Below are 19,748 nucleotides of genomic sequence, written 5' to 3'. Positions count from 1 at the left end.
AAATGCGCATGACCGCGTTTCCCCATCTCTTCGAACCGCTGGAGATCCGAGGTCTTGAGCTCAAGAATCGCGTCGCATTCGGCCCCCACGGCACCAGCCAGGGACGTACACCGGGCACGTTGCCGGACCTGGTCGCCTATCATGAGGCTCGCGCAGAGGGCGGCGTCGGGTTGATCATCACCGAAGCCCATACAGTTCATGAGAGCTACGAGGTCCGCCACAGTCTGCTGGCCGTCAGTGACGACGATGCCATCCCGGAGTTGCGCGCGATTGCCGACGTCGCGCACAAGCGCGGCGCGCGCATGTTCGGCCAGCTGTTTCACCCTGGCCGTGCCGTCGCCAGCAGAAAGAACGGCGCTTTGCTCGCCGCCTATGCGCCGTCGGAAGTCCCGGACGAGCGCCATCACGTCATGCCGGCGCCAATGTCGGAGATCATGATCCGTGACATCATCCGCGCCTATGGCGATGGGGCACGCCGCATGGCCGAGGCCGGTTTGGACGGTATCGAGTACATGGTATCGATGGGCTATCTGCCGGCGCAATTCGTCAATCCCCGGACCAACCATCGCACCGACCTCTATGGTGGCAGCTTCGAGAACAGATTGAGGTTTCTCACCGAATCGCTCACCGCCATTCGCGATGGCGTTGGCGACGAGACCGTGGTCGGCATCCGTATCTCGGTCGACGAACTCGATCAAGGCGGTCTGACGCCTGATGAGAGCGTTGCCATCACCAAGGCGCTCGGCGACGCCGGCTTGATCGACTACGTGAACGTCATTGGCGGCTCCGGCGCGTCGGTCGGCGGCGCCGTTCACATTGTACCGCCGATGTTCGTGCCTAACGCTTATCTGACCGATGGCGCCGCGTTGCTGAAAAGCGAGACCGGCCTGCCGACCATGTTGGGTGGACGCATCAATCAACCACAGACCGCCGAGCAGGTGATCGCCGCCGGCCAGGCCGACATGGTTTCGTTGGTGCGTGCGTTGATCTGCGACCCCTTCTTCGCAAGCAAGGCCAAGGCTGGGCGGGCCGACGAGATCCGCGCCTGCATCGGTTGCAACCAAGCCTGCATCGGCCACCGCCACATGGGCGCTATCGTCTCCTGTATCCAGCATCCTGAAACCGGCCGCGAGCGCACGCTGCCTCACGTCAAACCGAAGGCGGATGTCTCACGGAAGGTCATGGTGGTCGGCGGTGGACCGGGAGGCATGAAGGCTGCCGCTAGCGCTGCCGAGCGCGGCCATGACGTCACTCTTTATGAGAAAGCCAGCCAGCTTGGCGGCCAGGCACTGCTCGCCCAACTGTTGCCCGACCGCGCTGAGTTCGGCGGTATTGTGACCAACCTGACGCGTGAATTGGAACTCTGCGGCGTGCGCGTCGGGAAAGGTATCGCGGTCGATGCCCTGATGGTCGAGCGTGAAGCGCCGGATGCCGTGATCATCGCGACCGGCGCGGTTCCCTATCGTCCGGGACTTGATGGGCTCGGCGAAGCGCACGCGGTCGATGCCTGGTCGGTGATCAAGGGCGAAGCCAATGTCGGCGGGCGTGTCGTCGTCGCCGATTGGCGCTGCGATTGGGTTGGTATGGGTGTAGCCGAAATTCTGGCGCGTAATGGCTGCCATGTGCGCCTCTACTGCCAGGGCGTGATGCCCGGCCAGAACCTGCAGGCCTATCTGCGCGACCACTGGATCGGCGTCCTGGACGGCCTAGGCGTCGAAACGCGGGCCTTTGCCCGCCTGTTTGGCGCCGACTCCGGCAGCGTCTATTTCCAGCACATGACCAATGGTGAGGCGATGATCGTCGATGACGTCGAGACACTGGTGCTGGCGCAGGGTCATAGGCGCGAGGCCGCCCTGGCCGATAGCCTTGCCGAGACGTGGGACGGCGAAATCCATGTCATCGGCGATGCGCTCTCCCCGCGCACTGCCGAAGAGGCCGTGATGGAGGGGCTTGAGGCGGCGATGGCGCTCTAGCCAGCTTTGATTTCGTGTAGGCACCGCCATAGGATGCGCGCGGGTTTGATCGCTGGCCTCGAGGAGTAACAAATTGGCAGCAAAAGCGGCCGCATTGCCTGATGAATCACCTGGTGTATTGACTCTGGGTGCGGAGATCCGCGCCTTGCGCAAGGTGAAAGGCCTGACCTTGACCGATTTGGCGGAGAAGACCGGCAAGTCGATCGGCTACCTAAGCCAGGTCGAGCGCGATATCACCAAACCGAACGTCAAGGTGTTGCAGGAGATTGCCGACGCTCTGGGCGTCGACAACGGCTGGTTCTATCCGCCTGGCGAGAGCGCCGACCCACGCGAAAGGAGGTTCATCGTACGTGCGAAGAACAGGCGCCAGCTTTCTTACTCGCGTCTCGGTCAAGCCAACTATCTCGGCATGAGCGACTATCTCCTTTCGGCGAACCTGGAAGGCCGGCTCGCCATCGGCATCAGCACACTCCATCCCGGCTGCTCGTCGGGCGACGATGACTACAGCCATGACGGTGAGGAAGCGGGCTATGTCATGGAGGGCCGTCTTGAACTGACGATTGATGGCGAAACGTTCACGCTCGAAGCAGGAGACAGTTACTCGTTTCCGAGCCACCATAGTCATCGGTTCCACAACCCGACATCGCAGAACACCGTTTTCCTTTGGGCCAACACACCCATCTCGTTCCACTATTGACGCGAGTTTGCAAACCCTGATGTTGGCCGCAAAATGCCTCCGGGGAGTGACGCCGGATCTCCACGAGCTCCCTGATAGCGGCTAGAATTTCCCTGTTTAGACCTTGGTTCTTCCCTGTTCCGCACGGCGGCAAGCCAGTCTCTAACACGTTGAAATAACGTGATTAATTTGAGGCGAGAAACCGAGATTAGGCCAAATCAAAGCGAAACTCCCTGTACTTTTCCTGTTAACACAGAAACTGCGAACAGAGAGGGGTTCGCTCCAGACTGCCCACACCACCACTTTCCATAATGCAGATTGCGAGACTTGCTCCGAGGTTCTATGGCACTGGTATGACTGCTTGTTGCCATGCTCACTCTTGCGAAGGCTACTGACCCTGCAATGTCTCGTCAGCACGCCAAGTGCGGTTGTCGATCTGGACGTCTATGGCACCGTTCTGTTCGACCAGGATCTCCAAATGAGCGAGTGCCTCGTATAGGCATGCGAATGACGTCTCGGTCTCAAGGCTCACGGCATCCAGGATGTCGACACCGCGCGCAGACGCTATGATTTGGTAACCCTTCATGAGGACCTCCCGCTGGTCTGTTCTAGCGTACTTGACCGAGGAGTTTAGTTTAGTAGAGTTAAGTCATTGACGCAACGGCACTGGCAATGTTCGGTCCGCTGGGGTTGATTGAGACAGTCGGGCGCTAACGCGTCGTTGACAGGGGTATGACGGGGGATCGCCATGAAGAAGTTCGTGAATGATGTTGATGGTCTGCTGCGGCAGAGCCTGGATGGTTTTGGCGCCGCACACAGCGACTTTGTCAATGTCCGTTACGATCCGACCTATGTCGTGCGCGCTGACGGCCCGATTGCCGGACAGGTCGCGTTGGTCTCCGGCGGTGGGTCAGGACACGAACCTCTGCACGCCGGGTTTGTCGGCGACGGCATGCTGGCGGCAGCCTGTCCCGGTGAAGTCTTCACATCACCAACGCCGGATCAGATGCTGGCCGCCGCGGAAGCTGTCGACAGTGGTGCCGGCGTCCTTTTCATCGTCAAGAACTACTCCGGCGATGTCATGAATTTCGAGATGGCGGCTGAAATGTATGGCGGTTCGTCGGTGACCGTCGTGGTCAATGACGATGTCGCGGTCGAGGACTCCTCCTTCACCACCGGCCGGCGAGGTGTGGCGGGCACGGTTGCGGTCGAGAAGATGGTTGGCGCGGCCGCAACGTCAGGCGCCGACTTGGAGACATGCGCCGCGCTCGGCCAGCGGGTCAACGGGCAAACCCGTTCGATCGGCGTTGCGCTGACCAGCTGCACCGTGCCTGCGGCTGGGACGCCGACATTCGACTTGGGGGATGGCGAGGTTGAGATGGGCGTCGGTATTCACGGTGAACCGGGTCGACGCCGCATCCCACTGGCGCCGGCTGCCGATCTGGCCGAGGAAATGATGGCGGCGATTGTCGCGGATACACCGGCCAGCAAAGGCGACTCCGTCCTGCTGATAGTGAACGGTTTCGGAGGGACGCCGTTGATGGAGCTCTATCTGATGTATGCGGAGGCGGCCCAGCGCTGTCGTGACCATGGCCTCACCGTGGCGCGAAGCCTTGTCGGTTCCGTCACCACGTCGCTTGAAATGCAGGGCTGTTCGTTCACGGTCACCGCGCTCGACGACGAACTTACAGACCTTTGGGATGCGCCGGTGAAAACGGCCGCCATGCGCTGGGGCTGCTAAGCGCGGGTCTGACCCTGACACCTAGTCCTTGGCCTGACGGCGTCGGGCGAGGTTGATCAATCGTTTGGCCGTCTGACGGATGGTGTCTTCGAGATAGGCTTCAAGCTCGGTATCGCCAAGATCGGGCATGGTGATGACAACCTGTCGCCCGGCGCTCGGCGCAGCCTTGCGCGACGATCCGCCGCTGCCGCCTGTACTACGATTCGGATGGGCCGCGGCATAGGCGGTCAGAAAGCGTTGCCGTTCGGCGGGCGAGAGGTGGCAGACCTTCACAATCACGGGAACATCGTCTGCTGGAATCGGCACTGAATACGTCGGATTCGTGATCTGCGAGACAAAGCTCTTATGCTTGTCGAGCGCCTCGGCAATCTTCTGGCGGGTGCCAGAAGGTCGAAGGTCAACCAGTTCGCGCAGAATGGCCTTATACTCTCTGACCAGGTCTTCGCGTGTCCTGACGTCAGATGTCGAGTTCATGAATCCTTGCCTTGATCGGTCCGAGTGCAGCGGGCGCGACCGACAGTGACCGCATCCCAAGCCCGATGAGATCCGCCAGGCATCCTGGGTCCGATGCCATATCGCCGCACAGACTTACCCCCTTGTTGTGACCGTCACCATGCTCGACGACGCGGGCGATTAACTCAAGCACAGCGGGATTGCGTGGATCCTGCAGCGGCCTGAGACTGGCTTCGTCACGGCTGGTTGCCGTCGTGTATTGGATCAGATCATTGGAGCCGACCGAATAGAAATCGGCGTCGAACGCCGCGATGCGCAGCGCCGCTGCAGGCACCTCGACCATGATGCCGATCGGCGGCAACTCGACGGGCCGCTCGCCAGGCGCCATGGCGGCGTGGACATCGGTGATCAAACGGCGTGCTGTTTCGAATTCCTCAGGCGCCGTTACCATCGGCAGCATGATCCGCATGTCGCCGTCGCCAGCGGCGCGCAACATGGCGCGGATCTGCGCCTGAAAAACGTCAGGGCGCTCCAGGGACAAGCGCAGGCCCCGCACACCAAGAAACGGGTTTGCTTCGCCACTGCGGGTCAAACCGGGTATCGGCTTGTCGCCACCGGCATCCAGCGTTCGGAACACGACAGGTTTGCCGCGCGACCAAGCCATTACTTGGCGATAGATTCTCGTCTGTTCCGCCTCGTCGGGCAGATTGCCGCCGTCATCGAGTTGCAGTTCTGTCCTGACCAGACCGCTGCCGTCGCAATGCTCAATGTCGATAGAGGCCAGGAGGTCGGGGTCGTCGATGTTGACCATGACCGTGCAGGATGTCCCACGTCGTGTCGTGGCACGCAACGGCAGAAGACGGGCCTGTTCGCGCTGGCTATCGGCTAGGTTGGCGAGGCGCTGCCCAAACTCGCCCTGCTCCTCAGCATTCGGATCGAGCATGAGCGTGCCGCGTTGGGCATCGACCAAGGCGCAGTCAGCGTCCTGCACAGCCTCACCCGACGTATCGCCCAACCCGACAAGCATGGGGATGCCGCGGGCACGCGCCAGAATGGCGACATGACTTGATGCGCTTCCGGCCCGAAGCACGAGAGCAGCGATGCCATGGGATGCCAGCGCGAGGAAACGCGACGGGGTCATATCACCGGCAACGACAACATGGCCGGATACCCGCTCATTAATCACCGAGGCACTGCCGCGCAGATGATCGAGGACGCGGTCGCGAAGGTCCTCGAGGTCGGCGGCCCGGGCCCGGAAGTAAACACTGTCGCCATCCTGGTAGACGGCGATCTGAGCACCGATGGCCGCTACCCAAGCGTTGTCGGCGGCAGCGCCATCGGCAATCTCCGGGAAGGCCGTGGCGGTCAGCTCGTCGTCTTCAAGCATGGCAATCTGATACTCGAGAATCTCCGACGCCAGCTCATCGGCGTGTTCGCGCAGGAAGGAGAGGTCGTTCACGGCAGCAGTTATGGCGACTCGCAGGGCATCCGCCTCGGCGTCGGGTGCCAGCGCCCGGCGCGCTTCTCCTTCTCGCCTGGCATCAAGCCAGATCGGACCCTTGGCCAGGCCCGGGGAAGCGCACTGCGCTGTCAGCACGTTAGCCGTCGGCCCGCGCTTCATCGAAGTCTCTAAGAACAAGGCCGGTCAAGGCCGCAATCGCGTCGTCGGCATCACTCCCTTCCGCGCGGATCACCAGGGTCTCGCCGGCAGCGATCTTCAGTGCCATGACTTTGACGATACTCTTGGCGTCAATCCATCCGTTCTCGTCCGCCTCGGTACGCAGCCTGATATCGGATTCGAAAGTCTTGGCGAGCTTGGTCAGCTTCACCGACGGCCGGGCGTGCAGGCCGACATCGTGAGTCACGCGGACGGATCCTTCGGCATGACCCGGCGTCACGGCGACAGCTCCTCCGCCGTTGCCTTGACATCCTCTAGCGCGGCGTTGCCCCATGCCTCCGTCGCGGCCATCACGGCACCCTCGACGATCGGCGCGTTGCAGATGACCACATGTTTGCGCCACGGTTCCGGTAGCATCTCTATTGCCATCTCCGAATTGGTCTCGGCACCGCCGAGGTCAACAAGAATGGCGACGCCAGCGTCGGAATAGACGGCCTCGATTGCTTGTTTGATAGCCGCGACGTCCGTACCCAAATCGCCGTCCGGGTTGCCGCCACACCACGCGACCGGCACCTCGTCGCCGACCATTTGATGCACCATGTCGTGGGCGCCGCTGGCGACGCCCGGCGAATGCGAGACAATTACAATGCCAACTCTGTTACTCACCAGTCTTCCCCTGCATGACCTGACACACGGCATGAACTAACAACTGACTTGAGCGCGCGCCCGGGTCGAGATGATCGACCGAACGTTCGGCCAGGAATGACGCGCGTCCCTTTGTCGCCTGCATGGCGCGCGTCGACTCCAGACCTTCGTCGGCCGCCGCCGTCGCACCGGCCAAGGCATCGGCTGTGGATGCCGACTGTTTCAACGCATCCTCGACCGGGCCCAGCACGTCCAGCATGGTCTTCTCGCCGCGGTCGGACTTACCGCGTGACTTCACGGCATCGACTCCGGCGGCGAAGGCCTGGGCGAAGTCGTCAAGCGAGACGGACTCTTCGGGCATCGCTTTGCCCATGGCCATGAGAAAGCTGCCGTACAGCGGGCCGGACGCCCCGCCAACCTTCATGACCAGCGTCATGCCGGCCTTTTGCAGCCCCGCGCCGGGATCAAGGTCGGACAAAGCGTCCCGCTCGGCGGCAATCGCCTCAAAACCGCGCTTCATGTTGAGGCCGTGATCTCCGTCGCCAATCGCTTGGTCGAGCGCTGTCAATTCGTCCGCATGGTCGAGAATGTTGGCGACGCACGCGTCAATGAACGCTGCGGTCAGGTCAGCCATGAGCACCTCCCGTCGCCTGGCCGGAAAGCCGGGATCCGTCCTTTGAGAAAAAGAGTGCCGCGCCCGGCCTTGCCCGCACCGTGACGGGCTGGCCAGGGCGGAATTGCCGGTCGGCCGGCGCTAGGGAGCTGATCGCCTGATCGGCGAGGCTGAGCTGGATGACCGTTTCGGCACCGAGATGCTCGACATGGGTCACAGTCGCTGCCTCGCCACCGTCGTCCAAGACGACGTCTTCCGGCCGAACCCCCTGCGTCGTCGTCCCCGACGGCGCCGCGGTATCCAACCAACCGGCCGGAAGCAGATTGATGCGGGGCGATCCCAGACGGCGCGCCACGTCGATGTTATCGGGCTTCTGATAGACCTCCGTCGGTGTTCCGGTCTGCACCAGGCGGCCTTTCGACAGGACGCCAATCCGGTCCGCCAAGGTCATGGCTTCCACCTGATCGTGGGTGACGTAAAGGATGGTCGCGCCAAGCGACAGTTGAATACGCTTCAGCTCGATCCTGAGATCGTGGCGCAGCTTGGCATCGAGCGACGACAGCGGCTCGTCCATCAAGAAGATGGCTGGTTCGCGGACCAGTGCACGGCCGATGGCGACCCTCTGCATCTCACCGCCTGAAAGCTTGGTTGCCTTGTTCTCCAGCTTGTTCTCGATGCGCAGCAACTCTGCGATCTCGCGCACGCGGCGGTCTATCTCCTTTTCGCCCAGCCGACGCAACGGCGATTTGAGCGGAAACGCCATGTTCTGGTAGGCGGTGTAGTGGGGGTAGAGCGAATACTGCTGGAACACCATCGCGACGTCGCGCGCGGCGGGGTCAGCCGTCGTGATGTCAGCGCCTTGGATGGCAATGCTGCCACGGTCCGGGCGTTCCAGGCCCGCAATCAAGCGCAAGGTCGTTGTCTTGCCGGCGCCTGTCGGGCCGAGCAGGACAACACATTCACCGTCCGCAATCGTCATCGACATGTCGGCGACGGCGACGGCCTCGCCAAAGGTCTTGGTGATCTGGGAGAGCGCGACATCAGCCATGTCGCTCTCCAGGTTCGCTCAAAGTCAGAGCTGCTTCAGACTTGGCGTCGAACAGCGACAGCCTTGATGTCAGAAAATCGAGGCCCACGGTGTCGCCGGTCTGGGCGTCGACCGTGTTGGAGGCACGCACGCGTACGCGACCGACATCGGTGTCGACGGCGACGATCTTGCGTGCGCCCGTATACTCGACGCCGAACACGCGGCCGCGCAGCGCCGCTGAGTCGCTGAGCATGATATGTTCGGGGCGGGCGCCTAGAATACCGCTGTCATGAACCAGACCCTCTTTCAGGACCGGGACACTGACATCGGCGCCGGCGACCGACACTTTGTCGCTGCCGGGAGCGATGGGTCCGCCAAACGGCAGCATGTTCATTGGCGGATTGCCGATGAAGTCGGCGACGAAGACGGACGACGGCCGGTCATAAACGTCGTTCGGCGTACCGACCTGCAAGATCTCGCCGCCGTTCATGACCGCGACATAGTCACCCATCGACATTGCCTCGACCTGATCGTGGGTGACATAAACGGTGGTAGCGCCGATACGGTTGTGGAGCTGCCGCAACTCCTGGCACATGAGATCACGGAACTCGGTATCCAGTGTCCCGAGCGGTTCGTCCATCAAGAACGCCTTGGGTCGACGGACGATCGCCCGGCCGAGTGCGACCCTTTGCCGATCGCCACCGGCGAGCTTGCTGGGTCGCGCCTTCAAGAGGTCCTCGATACGCAGCAGTCGCGCGACCTCGTTGATGCGATCGGCGATCTCCCGGCGGCTGACGCCTTGCGACTTCAGCGGATAGGCAAGGTTGTTGTAGACGTTGAGATGCGGATAGAGCGCAAAGAGTTGAAAGACAAACGCAATGTCGCGTTGCGCGGCACGGCGAAACGTCACGTCTTCATCACCCAGCATGATGCGCCCCGACGTCGGCATCTCAAGTCCGGCGATCATGCGCAGCGTTGTTGTCTTGCCGCAACCGGACGGGCCGAGCAGTACAAAAAAGCTGCCGTCCGGAATCGTCATGGTCGAATCCTTGACCGCAATGAACTCGTCGAAGCGTTTATGTAGGTTTTCGATGCGGATCTGGGCCATCGTCAATCCCGGAAATGGCTGACGATGACGAAGCCCAGCGTGCCGGTGAGAATGACACCGAAGGAATTGCTGTAGGCCCACATCGAGAACGGTTGCATCAGCATGATGACGCCGACGGCGATCAACGTCGTTGCCGCGGCCTCCCAGGGTCCACGACGGAACAGGCGCTGCGGCCGCGTCTTGTTATCGCCGCGCCCGCTCACTTGCGCACCGCGCCGAAGGTAATGCCGCGCAGCAGATGCCGGCGCATCAGGACGGTGAAGAAAACGATCGGCAGCAGAAAGAGTGTTGTCCCCGCGCCGACGGCAGGCCAATCAAGGCCACCTTCGCCGATGATCGTCGGGATGAAGGGCGGCGCCGTCTGCGCCTCGCCGCTGGTCAGTAGCAGCGCAAACGCATACTCGTTCCAGGCAAAAATCAGACAGAAGATCGCGGTAGCCGCGATGCCTGTCGTCGCCTGGGGCAGAACGATCTTGATAAAGGCCTGGAACCGTCTGTAGCCGTCGATCATGGCGGCTTCCTCGTATTCCGGTGGGATCTCGTCGATGAACCCTTTCAGGAGCCAAACCGCGAGGCTGACGTTGACCGCCGTGTAGAGAAGGATCATGCCGAGATGGGTGTCGTTCAGTCCAAGCTCGCGGTACATCAGGAAGATCGGCACGGCGACGGCAATCGGCGGCATCATGCGGGTCGACAAGATGAAGAACATCAGGTCGTCCTTCAGCGGCACGCGAAAGCGTGAGAATCCATAGGCTGCGAGTGTGCCGAGGAAGACCGCCAGGAAGGTCGAGCCAAAGCCGATGATGACGGAGTTGGTATAGCGCTCCGCGAAACGCGACGGACCGGTGATTACCATATTGCGGCTGCGCACCAGTTCCTCGTACCAGGTGTCCGGCGGCGGCAGCGATTCCATGTATTCGGCCGTCTGGCGCGTCCTTGACGTGAAGAGGTTGACGTAGCCCTCCAGCGACGGGTTGAAGACCACTTCCGGAGGATAGGCGATCGCGTCGTTAGGCGTCTTGAAGCCGGTCAGCAAAATCCAGACCAACGGAACCAGTGCGATCAGTGCGTAGGCTGCGACCAAGATACCGGCGATCGTTCGCGACGCCGGGCTCGGCTCTACGATCGAATGCGATGACGATGAAAACCGGCTCATCGCTGTTTCACCCGGTTGAGGAACTTTACGTAGAGATTGCCGGCCCCGAACACGGTCACGAACAAGATGATGGCAAAGGCCGAACTATAGCCTGTTCGCCACTTCTCAAAGGCTTCCCGCTTAAGGTTGATTGACGCCAGTTCGGTCACCGAGCCGGGGCCGCCCGACGTAAGCTCGACGACAAGGTCGAACATCTTAAAGTTCTCGATACCCCGGAACAGGACGGCAAGCATCAGGAAGGGCAGGACCATGGGAACAGTGATGGTCCAGAACTGACGCCAACGCGACGCCCGGTCGACCTCAGCCGCTTCATAGATGTAGTCAGGGATCGACCGCAATCCAGCCAGGCAGATCAGCATCACGTAAGGCGTCCACATCCAGGTGTCGACCAGGACAATGGCCCAGGGCGCAAGATGGACGTCGCCAATCATGGTGAAACTGCCGGCGTCAATGAAGAAGTTGACGATGTAGTTAAAGATGCCGGACTGGGGCTGAAAGATGTAGGTCCAAAAGACGCCAACGACCGCGGGCGACAGCATCATGGGTAGCAGGATCAGCGTCGTCCAGGTTGCATGGCCCTTGAAGCGGCGGTTGATCAACAGGGCAAGGCCGAAACCAAGGATAACCTGGCAGATCATGGTCCACGTCACGAAGTGCGCGGTCGCCTGCATATAGCCCCAGACGTCTTCGTTGCTGAGCAGCCGTTCGTAGTTGCGAAAGCCAACCCACTCGATCTCTCGACCGGGCTGGTTCGCTCGGTAGTTGGTGAAGCTGAGATAGATCGCCCACAGCAGCGGAAAAATGTTGATTGCCAGAAGCAGGCCGATCGTCGGTAAAATGAAAACCCAGGCCAGGGCCCTGTCGCCCATCCCACGCAAACGAATGCCACGCCCGGAAAGCGTCGCTGTCGCTGCTGTTGTGGTCGTGGACTGGGACATGTGGGATTGAGCCGTCTGCTGGCTTGGATACTAATGCTATCAAAAAATTTGGTCGACCGAGCCGGAGATGCGGTCCGGCCGACCAGTTTGGGTGCGACGGCGGGAGACTAAATCTTACCGTCGTCTTCAAATACTTCGGTCCAGTCATCGACGAGTTTGTCGAGTGCTTCCTGGGCCGTACCTTGATCGGCCACGACATAATCGTGTACCCGCTTCTGCATGGACTGCAGCAGCTCGGCATAGGTCGGCTCCTGCCAGAAATCCTGAACGCCGCTCATGGCGACCAGAAAGTCCGAAGCAAATGGCGCGCTATCGGCAAAGCCCGGATCTTCCAGCACCGACTTGTGGCAGGAGTAGCCGCCAAGCGACCACCACTTCTGCTGCACCTCGGGTTTGGCGAACCACTTGATGTACTCAAGCGCCAAATCCTGCTTATCGGAATAGGCGACGACCGAGATACCCTGGCCGCCAAGCGTCGAGGCCTCGACATTCTGTGCCGGATTGACGAAGAAACCGGACTTGTCGCCGCCGACGCTCTCATCCTTGGCGATGCCGGGGAAGAACGCGAACCAGTTCATCTGCATCGCGACCTGGCCGGACTTGTAGGCGTCCAGATTGGCGACCATGTAGGCGTCCGAATGCCCCGGCGGTGTGCAGCACTCGTAGAGTTCCTTGTAAAAATCCAAGGCTTCGACGGCTGCTGGTCCGTTGACGTAGCCCTGCATCTCATAGGGCCGTTCGGGGTTGTCGTACTCCATACCCCAGGCATACATGGCAGAGGTTACGCCCATGGTGATGCCTTCGGAGCCGCGCTCAGTGTAAAGAGCCATGCCGTAGACGGTCTTGCCGTCGATCTCACGACCCTGGAAGAACTTGCCGATGTCCATCAGCTGGTTCCAGTTGGCCGGTGGCGCGAGGTCATAGCCGTATTCGCTCTTGAACGCCTCCTGCAACTCGGGCCGCTCGAACCAGTCCTTGCGATAGACCCAGCCCAGCGCGTCACCCATGGCCGGAAGCGCCCAATAGTTCGGCTCACCCTTGGGCCATGTCGAATAGGCATAAACCGTCGCCGGCAGGAAGTCGTCCATCGAGATGTCGTTCTCGGCAAAGAAATCGGTCAGCTCGATGTAGTGACCATAGGTCGCCGATCCGCCCAGCCACTGGCTGTCACCGATCAAGAGATCACAGAGTTTGCCGCCGGAGTTCAGCTCGTTCAAAAACCGGTCCGCGAAATTCGTCCAGGGAACGAACTCGAACTTCATGGCGATGCCCGACTCGGCCGTAAAGTCCTTCGACAATTCGGCCAACGCGTTGGCCGGATCCCAGGCCGCCCAACACAGGGTTAACTCCTGGTCTTGCGCCTCCGCGGTACCGCTCATCAATCCTGCCGCGACCATCGCAGCAGCACCCAGTTTTGCCAGTTTGCGCATTGCTCCACCTCCCATGTCATGAGTTCGCGTTGCGTCTGAATTGGTGCCGACCACAGCCTGTCGGATAAGGCCTTCCCTCCACGATTCTTGCTCTTGGTTTAGTTTATTGTTTTGACTAAACTAAACTTCTGTCAAGCGAGATGTTTGTCGCTGCATTGCAACAATTGCATGCTGCAGCGCACAAAGTATTGGCGAGAGCGCTACTTGGGAGAGATTGCGATGCCGGGAATCTTCATTCACAACGCCAGGATAATCGATGCCAGCGGCGGCGAACCGTTTGCCGGCTCGGTCCGAATTCAGGGAAACCGCATTGCCGCCGTAAACCGTGGCGACGCTAGCAATGCCGAGGTCGGCGACGAGATGATCGATGCCAGCGGTGCGACGTTGATGCCCGGCCTGATCGAGGCCCACGCCCACATCTCCTTCTGCGATACACCGACGCTTGAAGACCTCGGCGACATCCCGCCGGAAGAGCACACGCTGGAGACTGTGAAGTTTGCCAAGAAGATGTTCGATCAGGGCTTCACGTCGCTGTTCAGCGCCGCGGCCGCCAAGCCCCGCTTGGATGTCGTCATCCGTAACGCGATCGACGCCGGCGACATTGTCGGCCCGCGCATGAGGGCGGCCAGCCCCGAACTCACGGTGACCGGCGGATTGGGCGATGTCAGGCTTCATCACATTCACCGCGAGACCTTCGCCATCTGCTGCGATGGTCCGGACGAGTTCCGTCGCACTGCGCGCGAGATGTGCCGGGAGGGTGTCGACACATTGAAGATCAACCCGTCGGGCGACGAGTTCATTCCGTTCGCCCGTGCGCATCTCACCGTCATGAACGAAGACGAGATCGCCGCGGTGTGCGAGGTCGGCAAGTCGCGCGGCAAGATGGTGGCGGTGCACGCGCGATCGGCGCTCAGCGTCAAGCTATGCCTGAAGCACGGCGCCGACGTGATCTACCACGCGACACTGTGCGACGAGGAAGCGCGGGACATGCTGGAGGCGCGCAAGGACGAGATCTTCGTCGCGCCGGCCATGGGCATCATGTTCGCGACGTCTCAGGGTGAGGGCGCAGCCTGGGGGCTGACCAAGGACAGCGACGTTGCCATCCACTTTGCCCGCGAGCTCGAACGCTGCGTTGAGAACATGAAGGACCTTGCCAAGCGCGGCGTGCGGATCTTGCCGGGCGGGGACTATGGCTTCGCCTGGAATCCGATCGGCACCAACGCCCGCGACCTCGAACACTTCGTCAACCTGCTCGACTTCACGCCGATGCAGGCCATTGAAGCATGCTGTGCCTATGGCGGCGAGTTGATGGGGCTGCCCGGAGAGCTCGGCCAGATTCGCGAAGGCTGGCTTGCAGATCTCGTTGTGGTTGACGGCGATCCATCGAAAGACATCCGGCTACTGCAGGATGCCGAGAAGTTCCTGGGCATCATGAAGGACGGGACTTTCCATAAACGCCCGTCGGATGCGGGCAGGGGGTCTGCGGAGGTCGCCGCATAGACTGTTGCCAGCGGGCGGTGCTGACCGATGCATGCATCGAGTAGTCACGCCAATTCAAGCAAGACTTGGCAGCCGCTTCGCTCACGAGCACGGCGCATTCCCTGATGCTGCGAACGTGCTCCCTAATGTGTCCCGGGATGTTCCCTGTTCTTGTGAGTAGGGAGTTTGTTGGTAAGTTACTGATTCAGCGTGATCGTTTCGCAGTCCTGAGCCCAAATAGTGACTGACCTAGCGAAGTTTCCCTGTATTTTCCCTGTTAACAGGGAAATTACCGCAGAGACGGGTTCGCAGCGGACTGCCTGCACCACCACCTCTTTCCATAATGCAGATTATGGGGCGCCGACAAGACGTCCACGTGCCGATCGGGACAAGTCACCGACTTACGCTACAGGACATTTGCACTTCTCATACGCGGGATTGCGAGACGACGCCTTGCTGTGTGTTCTCGCCCGATTGTGCCGCATCACTTGTTCCTGCGGCGCTGATATCGGTGACCACCAATCGCTTGATCTCCGACCACAGATGGGATGGGCGCGATCCAAGAGCATCCTCAATTGAATCGCGGACGCAAGGCGCGAGTAAGGTCGACTTGTCGGGACGCCGATGTAAGTGGCCGGCCTCGACGTCGAGCATTTCAGTCTTCACGCCGACAAACCTACTGAGAGCATTGTGCGAGCGAGACAAATCGTCTGTCTGCAAAACGAGTCTGCGATGCGGCGGCACAACGCGCATGAGTCGGGTGTTCTGCTCGCACCAGAACTCCAGCATTTGGCGCGACAAGAATGGCATGGTGCCTCTAAAGTCGTCTGGGCTTTCGGCCGACCTGGGATCGAAGTTTATGCCGCTCACATCGGCCAGCCGCCTGAAGCTGGCTGGATAGGGCAGGCCGTGCGCCTTCATCTCAACCACATCTCGTTGCAGATGTGCCAAGACCGATTCGAGCCAGGCATAGGGTTCGCGAAGCACCACAAGAAAACGCGCTTGGGGGAACAGTTCGACGAATAGGTCCGCAAACCAAAAGTTGACGCTGGCGCTATCCACCTCAAGGTGCCCGAGCGTATCGCGGGTCAACAAGAAAGCGCTCAGATCCGTTCGTTCAACCCGCCTGTGATGGTACGCTTCTAGTATCTTTGTGGCTGCTTCAAACTGGTATTCGTGGCGAGCGCGAAAGTTGGCAAAGAGACCGGCGATGGACTTGGTCCCCGTCTTTGGCAGACTCAGGTTTACAAGGTGTAAGCGGCGCATAGAAACCTATGGTGAGGCGGGATGGATAGCGGCAGTGAGACTTCGAAAGCAGGTGTGGCACTCGCCCATGACACCCGGCTTAAGGTTTTTGGCATCTTCCGCCATCGCACAGCCATGAAACTAGAGCTTATCAGAATTTCGCACGTTGCTAGCGGGCCAACCACTATCCGAGGCGAGTACAACAACTGATGGGGTCGAAGCCGACGTCGAACTCTCTTCTCAATCCATACCTGGGGCCGGGCGCCCTAGATCTGCGCCCTTTGCTTCGAACGCATTTGCGCTATGGCGCACTCGCCGACGATTTGACGTTGATCTTCGGCGAGACCGAAAGCCTGATGATAGGGATGATTGACGAGGCTCATCTCGGACTGTTGTTGTCCCTCCTTGACGGCAGACGGACGGTTCGACAGATCATTCAGACGCTGGACCATAGGATCGATGTCGCCCACATTTTCTCGGCGCTGAACACGTTAGACGAGCAGGGTTGCCTTGATAGTATCGAAGGCGACGTTGTGCCGGAGCCGGGCTTCTGGCATGGCGCAGGGTTAGATCTCGAGCAGGTTCGAGCTTCTTTGCAGTGCGCGTCGACGGCCGTTGCCGGTTGCGGTATCGAGCCCGGACTTCTCGCCAAGCTGCGCGATGCACTCGGCCAGTTCGGCGTCGACGCTCTGCCCTACTCTGACGCAGTTTCCCCGGCCTTCACGACCGTCCTGGTCGACGACTATCTCAACCCTGACCTGGCAGCGTTCAACCGCCTCTCACTGAGCCGGGGGACACCTTGGCTATTGGCAAAGCCGATTGGACGCTTCTTGTGGTTTGGACCCTTGTTCGATCCGGAACGAGGAGCCTGCTGGGCGTGCCTCGCCCAAAGGCTGCGTGACAATCGCCGTGACGAGCTGGCCGTCTCCGCCGCCGGAACAGCGCCCACGCCCGACGCGCCGACCACCAGTCTTTACGACGACGCATCGGTCTCGATCCTGGCGGTTCAGATCGCACTTCTTTTGGGTGGTGCGCGGCGCGACGAGCTTGCTGAATCGTTCACGACGCTTGATCACGTCGGCCTGGCAAGCACGCGGCATGCTTTCCCGCGTCGGCCGCAGTGCGCCGAGTGTGGTGCCGGCGACGTCGGCGCAAGCGCGTATCTGGATCGCACCGCGGTTTCTGCGCGTCCGGGCATTGTGCTGCAGCGACACGCCAAGAACCCGATGGCAAACGGCGGCCATCGCGTGTGCCCATCGGAGGAGACGGTGGCGCGTCTGTCACCGCTCGTAAGCCCCATCACCGGCGTCATTCCGCCGATTAGCGACAACGCGGTGGGTCCTTTCAGTGTGGCCAAGTGCAAGCAAGTAACGCCGTGGCGTCCCAACAGCTGGCAGCGGCGCGGCGATCTTTCCTTGGGCGCCGGCGGCAAGGGTCCGAGTAGCGCTCAGGCCCGGGCCGGTTGCATGGCCGAAGCCGTCGAACGTTACTGCGGTACCTTCCAAGGTGATGAGCCACGAATCTCCGGTACGCTAGACGACCTCGCTCCCATCGCTATTCATCCCAACAGTGTCATGGGCTTCAGTGACCGGCAGTACGCCAACCGTGCCACGGGCAGGCAAAAGGGTTTCCCGGTACCCAAGCCCTTCGATGCGTCGATGGAGCTGGACTGGACGCCCGTGTGGTCGTTGCGTGACGAGATCTGGCGCTTGCTGCCGACGGCGTGCTGCTACTACGAGTCGCCACCGCCGAACGACTTCTGCCTCAGCGATTCGAACGGCTGCGCTGCCGGTAACGTGATGGTCGAAGCGGTTCTGCACGCGCTACTGGAGCTAATCGAGCGCGATGCGCTTGCCATCTGGTGGTACAACATGCTGTGCCGTCCGCCACTGGATCACGGCCGCCTGAACATGTTCGCCGGTGAACATGTCGCAGGCCTGTCGCGAGAACTGGCGGCTCGCGGCAGATCGTTCGCGCTGATTGATCTGACGAACGACCTGCATGTTCCGGTCATCGGAGCCGTGTCGGCGGACGAAACGTCTGGCGAGAAGGTCGTCTTCGGCTTCGGCGCCCACCTCGACGTCTCCATCGCCGCTATGCGTGCGGCGAGCGAACTCGTCCAGCTCGATGTCTATGGCAGGGAAGCCGAGCAGTCCGACGGACGGCGAATGGCGCAATTGCGCCACTGGTTTGCAACCGCGACCTTGGACAGTCATCCCTATCTTGCCCCGGACGCCATGGCGTTACCGGCCGCGCATATCGACGTCGCCGAAGAGGCAGATCTTAATGACGATGTCGCAACACTGGTGGGACTGCTGCAAGACCGGGGGCACGATGTGCTGATCCTTGATGCCACCCGGCCCGATATCGACTTTCCGGTTGTCCGCGTTGTGGTGCCGGGCCTGCGCCACTATCACATGCGCTTTGCGTCCGGCCGCCTCTACGACGTTCCTGTTGCGATGGGCTGGGCAGCGTCGCCGACGGCCGAAGACGATCTGAACCCGATCGGATACTTCGCATGACCAAAGCGGTGACCCGCCCTTCGAAGGCGCGAACCTATGCGACCTATCTTGACATGGTGACGGAGCCACTGATCCCGTCGGTCGCCGACGAGCGAATGACCGAAGATGCAGTCGGGACGATCGGGACGATCGCGCTCGGCGACGCGGTGCCGCCTCCTGCCGGGATTGAAATTCCCATGGAGCGACCCCAGCCCGGATTCGACATCTCACTGGGCTATGCGAGTGCGTTCGGGAACAAGTCGGCAATCCATGCGGCGACAAATTGCGCCTGGAACGATAGCTCCCGTGCCTTCGCATCTGTGGGCGCAATCGAGGCGTCCGACTGTTTTCTATGGGCGCAACTGGACAATTTCTGGTTCGAGTTCGATCTACGCGAGCCCCAGACCGTGGCAGCGAGCGTGTACTTTTCGCCAATACCTGCTTTGGGAGAGGAGCAAGAAGCCGGGCGGTCGGGTTCTGGCGCGCTGCGCAAACTGGCTCCCCAGCAGATCGACAGCGCGTGTGCAGGTTTCGAGAGGTTGATCGGCGATTTCAACGCCGATGATCGCGCAATTCTGATAGGCATGATGCGTGCCTATGAGAGCACCAAACCCACTATTCTTTGTGGCGCCATGCGCGGCCGGCGACCGGTTGCGGTGCGGCTTGTTCTCGCTTTTGAGGATATCCCCGAGGCCGCGGCGTACCTTCGAAAGATCGGTCTTGCAGGTCACGACGATGCGCTTCGGTCGGTCCAGGACAGCTACGGCGATCTCACGAAGTGGGTTCTGCTCGGCATCACACCGCTAGAACCGGATTCACACAAGATCGGGCTGGAGCTCTATGCACCCAACGGATGGATGCGCCACAACGGCGACGACCGCCGCCTGATCAATCGTATGGTCGAAGGCGGCCACTGCCATCCGGTGATCGCTCAAGCCATTCTGGATTACCCCGGCGTGCAGGTCGTCGCCACAGGACACGAGCGCTGGCCCGTCGTGCCGCGTCGCGATGGCTTCGCCAAATCATCGACGCGTTATCCCGTTTGCGTAAGGCGGTTCCATCACGTCAAGCTGACACTAAACAGAGGCGAGAACACACAGTTCAAAGCTTATCTCGCGTCTCACTTTCAGTGGTGCAGGGTGTAA

Annotated in this window: 19 protein-coding genes; 6 read left to right on the top strand and 13 right to left on the bottom strand. The window is 60.9% G+C overall.

Annotation, left to right across the window (positions count from 1 at the left end; all coding sequences use genetic code 11):
* Positions 1–8: 8 nt before the first annotated feature.
* Positions 9–1,973 carry an FAD-dependent oxidoreductase gene (locus AAF563_03610; GenBank protein ID MEM7120337.1) on the top strand — a complete coding sequence of 655 codons (1,965 nt, stop codon included), beginning with the start codon at positions 9–11 and terminating at the stop codon, positions 1,971–1,973.
* 73 nt (positions 1,974–2,046) lie between these two features.
* Positions 2,047–2,670, top strand: coding sequence for a cupin domain-containing protein (locus AAF563_03605; GenBank protein MEM7120336.1), 624 nt, complete (start codon positions 2,047–2,049; stop codon positions 2,668–2,670).
* Between the two features lie 367 nt (positions 2,671–3,037).
* Here the strand turns inward: AAF563_03605 and AAF563_03600 are convergent, their stop codons facing one another.
* Complete coding sequence (locus AAF563_03600) at positions 3,038–3,235, bottom strand: hypothetical protein (protein ID MEM7120335.1); 198 nt, start codon at positions 3,233–3,235, stop codon at positions 3,038–3,040.
* Positions 3,236–3,397: 162 nt separating this feature from the next.
* Here AAF563_03600 and dhaK point away from each other — a divergent pair, with 162 nt between their 5' ends.
* Positions 3,398–4,390: a dihydroxyacetone kinase subunit DhaK gene (gene dhaK / locus AAF563_03595; GenBank protein MEM7120334.1), complete on the top strand. Its 993-nt coding sequence runs from the start codon at positions 3,398–3,400 to the stop codon at positions 4,388–4,390.
* 21 nt (positions 4,391–4,411) lie between these two features.
* Here the strand turns inward: dhaK and AAF563_03590 are convergent, their stop codons facing one another.
* The 11 genes from AAF563_03590 to AAF563_03540 form a co-directional block, all read right to left on the bottom strand.
* Positions 4,412–4,864: a hypothetical protein gene (locus AAF563_03590; protein MEM7120333.1), complete on the bottom strand. Its 453-nt coding sequence runs from the start codon at positions 4,862–4,864 to the stop codon at positions 4,412–4,414.
* Entirely contained in the window at positions 4,848–6,464 is a 1,617-nt protein-coding gene (gene ptsP, locus AAF563_03585) for a phosphoenolpyruvate--protein phosphotransferase (GenBank protein ID MEM7120332.1), read from the bottom strand. The genes AAF563_03590 and ptsP overlap by 17 nt, the downstream gene beginning before the upstream one ends.
* Complete coding sequence (locus AAF563_03580) at positions 6,442–6,708, bottom strand: HPr family phosphocarrier protein (protein ID MEM7120331.1); 267 nt, start codon at positions 6,706–6,708, stop codon at positions 6,442–6,444. The genes ptsP and AAF563_03580 overlap by 23 nt, the downstream gene beginning before the upstream one ends.
* Positions 6,709–6,737: 29 nt before the next feature.
* Positions 6,738–7,127, bottom strand: a complete 390-nt coding sequence (gene dhaM / locus AAF563_03575; GenBank protein ID MEM7120330.1) for a dihydroxyacetone kinase phosphoryl donor subunit DhaM — start codon at positions 7,125–7,127, stop codon at positions 6,738–6,740.
* The gene (gene dhaL, locus AAF563_03570) at positions 7,120–7,740 is read right to left on the bottom strand and encodes a dihydroxyacetone kinase subunit DhaL (protein MEM7120329.1); all 621 of its coding nucleotides are present in this window, start codon (positions 7,738–7,740) and stop codon (positions 7,120–7,122) included. Before dhaL ends, dhaM begins: the two co-directional genes overlap by 8 nt.
* Entirely contained in the window at positions 7,733–8,767 is a 1,035-nt protein-coding gene (locus AAF563_03565; protein ID MEM7120328.1) for an ABC transporter ATP-binding protein, read from the bottom strand. Before AAF563_03565 ends, dhaL begins: the two co-directional genes overlap by 8 nt.
* The gene (locus AAF563_03560) at positions 8,760–9,854 is read right to left on the bottom strand and encodes an ABC transporter ATP-binding protein (protein ID MEM7120327.1); all 1,095 of its coding nucleotides are present in this window, start codon (positions 9,852–9,854) and stop codon (positions 8,760–8,762) included. Before AAF563_03560 ends, AAF563_03565 begins: the two co-directional genes overlap by 8 nt.
* A 2-nt stretch (positions 9,855–9,856) precedes the next feature.
* Entirely contained in the window at positions 9,857–10,057 is a 201-nt protein-coding gene (locus AAF563_03555) for a hypothetical protein (protein ID MEM7120326.1), read from the bottom strand.
* Positions 10,054–11,010, bottom strand: a complete 957-nt coding sequence (locus AAF563_03550; protein MEM7120325.1) for a carbohydrate ABC transporter permease — start codon at positions 11,008–11,010, stop codon at positions 10,054–10,056. Before AAF563_03550 ends, AAF563_03555 begins: the two co-directional genes overlap by 4 nt.
* The gene (locus tag AAF563_03545; protein ID MEM7120324.1) at positions 11,007–11,948 is read right to left on the bottom strand and encodes a sugar ABC transporter permease; all 942 of its coding nucleotides are present in this window, start codon (positions 11,946–11,948) and stop codon (positions 11,007–11,009) included. Before AAF563_03545 ends, AAF563_03550 begins: the two co-directional genes overlap by 4 nt.
* 107 nt (positions 11,949–12,055) lie before the next feature.
* Positions 12,056–13,378, bottom strand: a complete 1,323-nt coding sequence (locus AAF563_03540) for an extracellular solute-binding protein (GenBank protein MEM7120323.1) — start codon at positions 13,376–13,378, stop codon at positions 12,056–12,058.
* Positions 13,379–13,597: 219 nt separating this feature from the next.
* Between AAF563_03540 and AAF563_03535 the strand changes: the two genes are divergently transcribed.
* On the top strand, positions 13,598–14,878 hold the full coding sequence (locus tag AAF563_03535; GenBank protein ID MEM7120322.1) for an amidohydrolase family protein: 1,281 nt from the start codon (positions 13,598–13,600) through the stop codon (positions 14,876–14,878).
* A gap of 405 nt (positions 14,879–15,283) precedes the next feature.
* On the opposite strand, the gene AAF563_03530 is transcribed toward AAF563_03535, so the two are convergent.
* Complete coding sequence (locus tag AAF563_03530; protein MEM7120321.1) at positions 15,284–16,123, bottom strand: sulfotransferase; 840 nt, start codon at positions 16,121–16,123, stop codon at positions 15,284–15,286.
* 260 nt (positions 16,124–16,383) lie between these two features.
* Here AAF563_03530 and AAF563_03525 point away from each other — a divergent pair, with 260 nt between their 5' ends.
* A complete protein-coding gene (locus AAF563_03525; protein MEM7120320.1) occupies positions 16,384–18,624 on the top strand; it encodes a TOMM precursor leader peptide-binding protein in 2,241 nt (746 codons plus the stop codon).
* Positions 18,621–19,748 (top strand): hypothetical protein, encoded by a 1,128-nt coding sequence (locus tag AAF563_03520; GenBank protein MEM7120319.1) that lies wholly within the window; start codon positions 18,621–18,623, stop codon positions 19,746–19,748. The genes AAF563_03525 and AAF563_03520 overlap by 4 nt, the downstream gene beginning before the upstream one ends.

This window comes from Pseudomonadota bacterium (genome assembly GCA_039028155.1).
Lineage (GTDB): Bacteria > Pseudomonadota > Alphaproteobacteria > SP197 > SP197 > JANQGO01.
The sequence above is the reverse complement of the archived record's forward strand: the minus strand, read 5'-3'. Positions and strand labels throughout refer to the sequence as shown.

What these genes read in the sequence shown, in the direction of transcription:
- AAF563_03610 (MEM7120337.1), top strand. Translation starts at nt 9, where the DNA reads ATGACCGCGTTTCCCCATCTCTTCGAACCGCTGGAGATCCGAGGTCTT.
- AAF563_03600 (MEM7120335.1), bottom strand. Translation starts at nt 3,235, where the DNA reads ATGAAGGGTTACCAAATCATAGCGTCTGCGCGCGGTGTCGACATCCTG.
- dhaK (MEM7120334.1), top strand. Translation starts at nt 3,398, where the DNA reads ATGAAGAAGTTCGTGAATGATGTTGATGGTCTGCTGCGGCAGAGCCTG.
- AAF563_03590 (MEM7120333.1), bottom strand. Translation starts at nt 4,864, where the DNA reads ATGAACTCGACATCTGACGTCAGGACACGCGAAGACCTGGTCAGAGAG.
- ptsP (MEM7120332.1), bottom strand. Translation starts at nt 6,464, where the DNA reads ATGAAGCGCGGGCCGACGGCTAACGTGCTGACAGCGCAGTGCGCTTCC.
- dhaL (MEM7120329.1), bottom strand. Translation starts at nt 7,740, where the DNA reads ATGGCTGACCTGACCGCAGCGTTCATTGACGCGTGCGTCGCCAACATT.
- AAF563_03565 (MEM7120328.1), bottom strand. Translation starts at nt 8,767, where the DNA reads ATGGCTGATGTCGCGCTCTCCCAGATCACCAAGACCTTTGGCGAGGCC.
- AAF563_03560 (MEM7120327.1), bottom strand. Translation starts at nt 9,854, where the DNA reads ATGGCCCAGATCCGCATCGAAAACCTACATAAACGCTTCGACGAGTTC.
- AAF563_03550 (MEM7120325.1), bottom strand. Translation starts at nt 11,010, where the DNA reads ATGAGCCGGTTTTCATCGTCATCGCATTCGATCGTAGAGCCGAGCCCG.
- AAF563_03545 (MEM7120324.1), bottom strand. Translation starts at nt 11,948, where the DNA reads ATGTCCCAGTCCACGACCACAACAGCAGCGACAGCGACGCTTTCCGGG.
- AAF563_03540 (MEM7120323.1), bottom strand. Translation starts at nt 13,378, where the DNA reads ATGCGCAAACTGGCAAAACTGGGTGCTGCTGCGATGGTCGCGGCAGGA.
- AAF563_03535 (MEM7120322.1), top strand. Translation starts at nt 13,598, where the DNA reads ATGCCGGGAATCTTCATTCACAACGCCAGGATAATCGATGCCAGCGGC.
- AAF563_03530 (MEM7120321.1), bottom strand. Translation starts at nt 16,123, where the DNA reads ATGCGCCGCTTACACCTTGTAAACCTGAGTCTGCCAAAGACGGGGACC.
- AAF563_03520 (MEM7120319.1), top strand. Translation starts at nt 18,621, where the DNA reads ATGACCAAAGCGGTGACCCGCCCTTCGAAGGCGCGAACCTATGCGACC.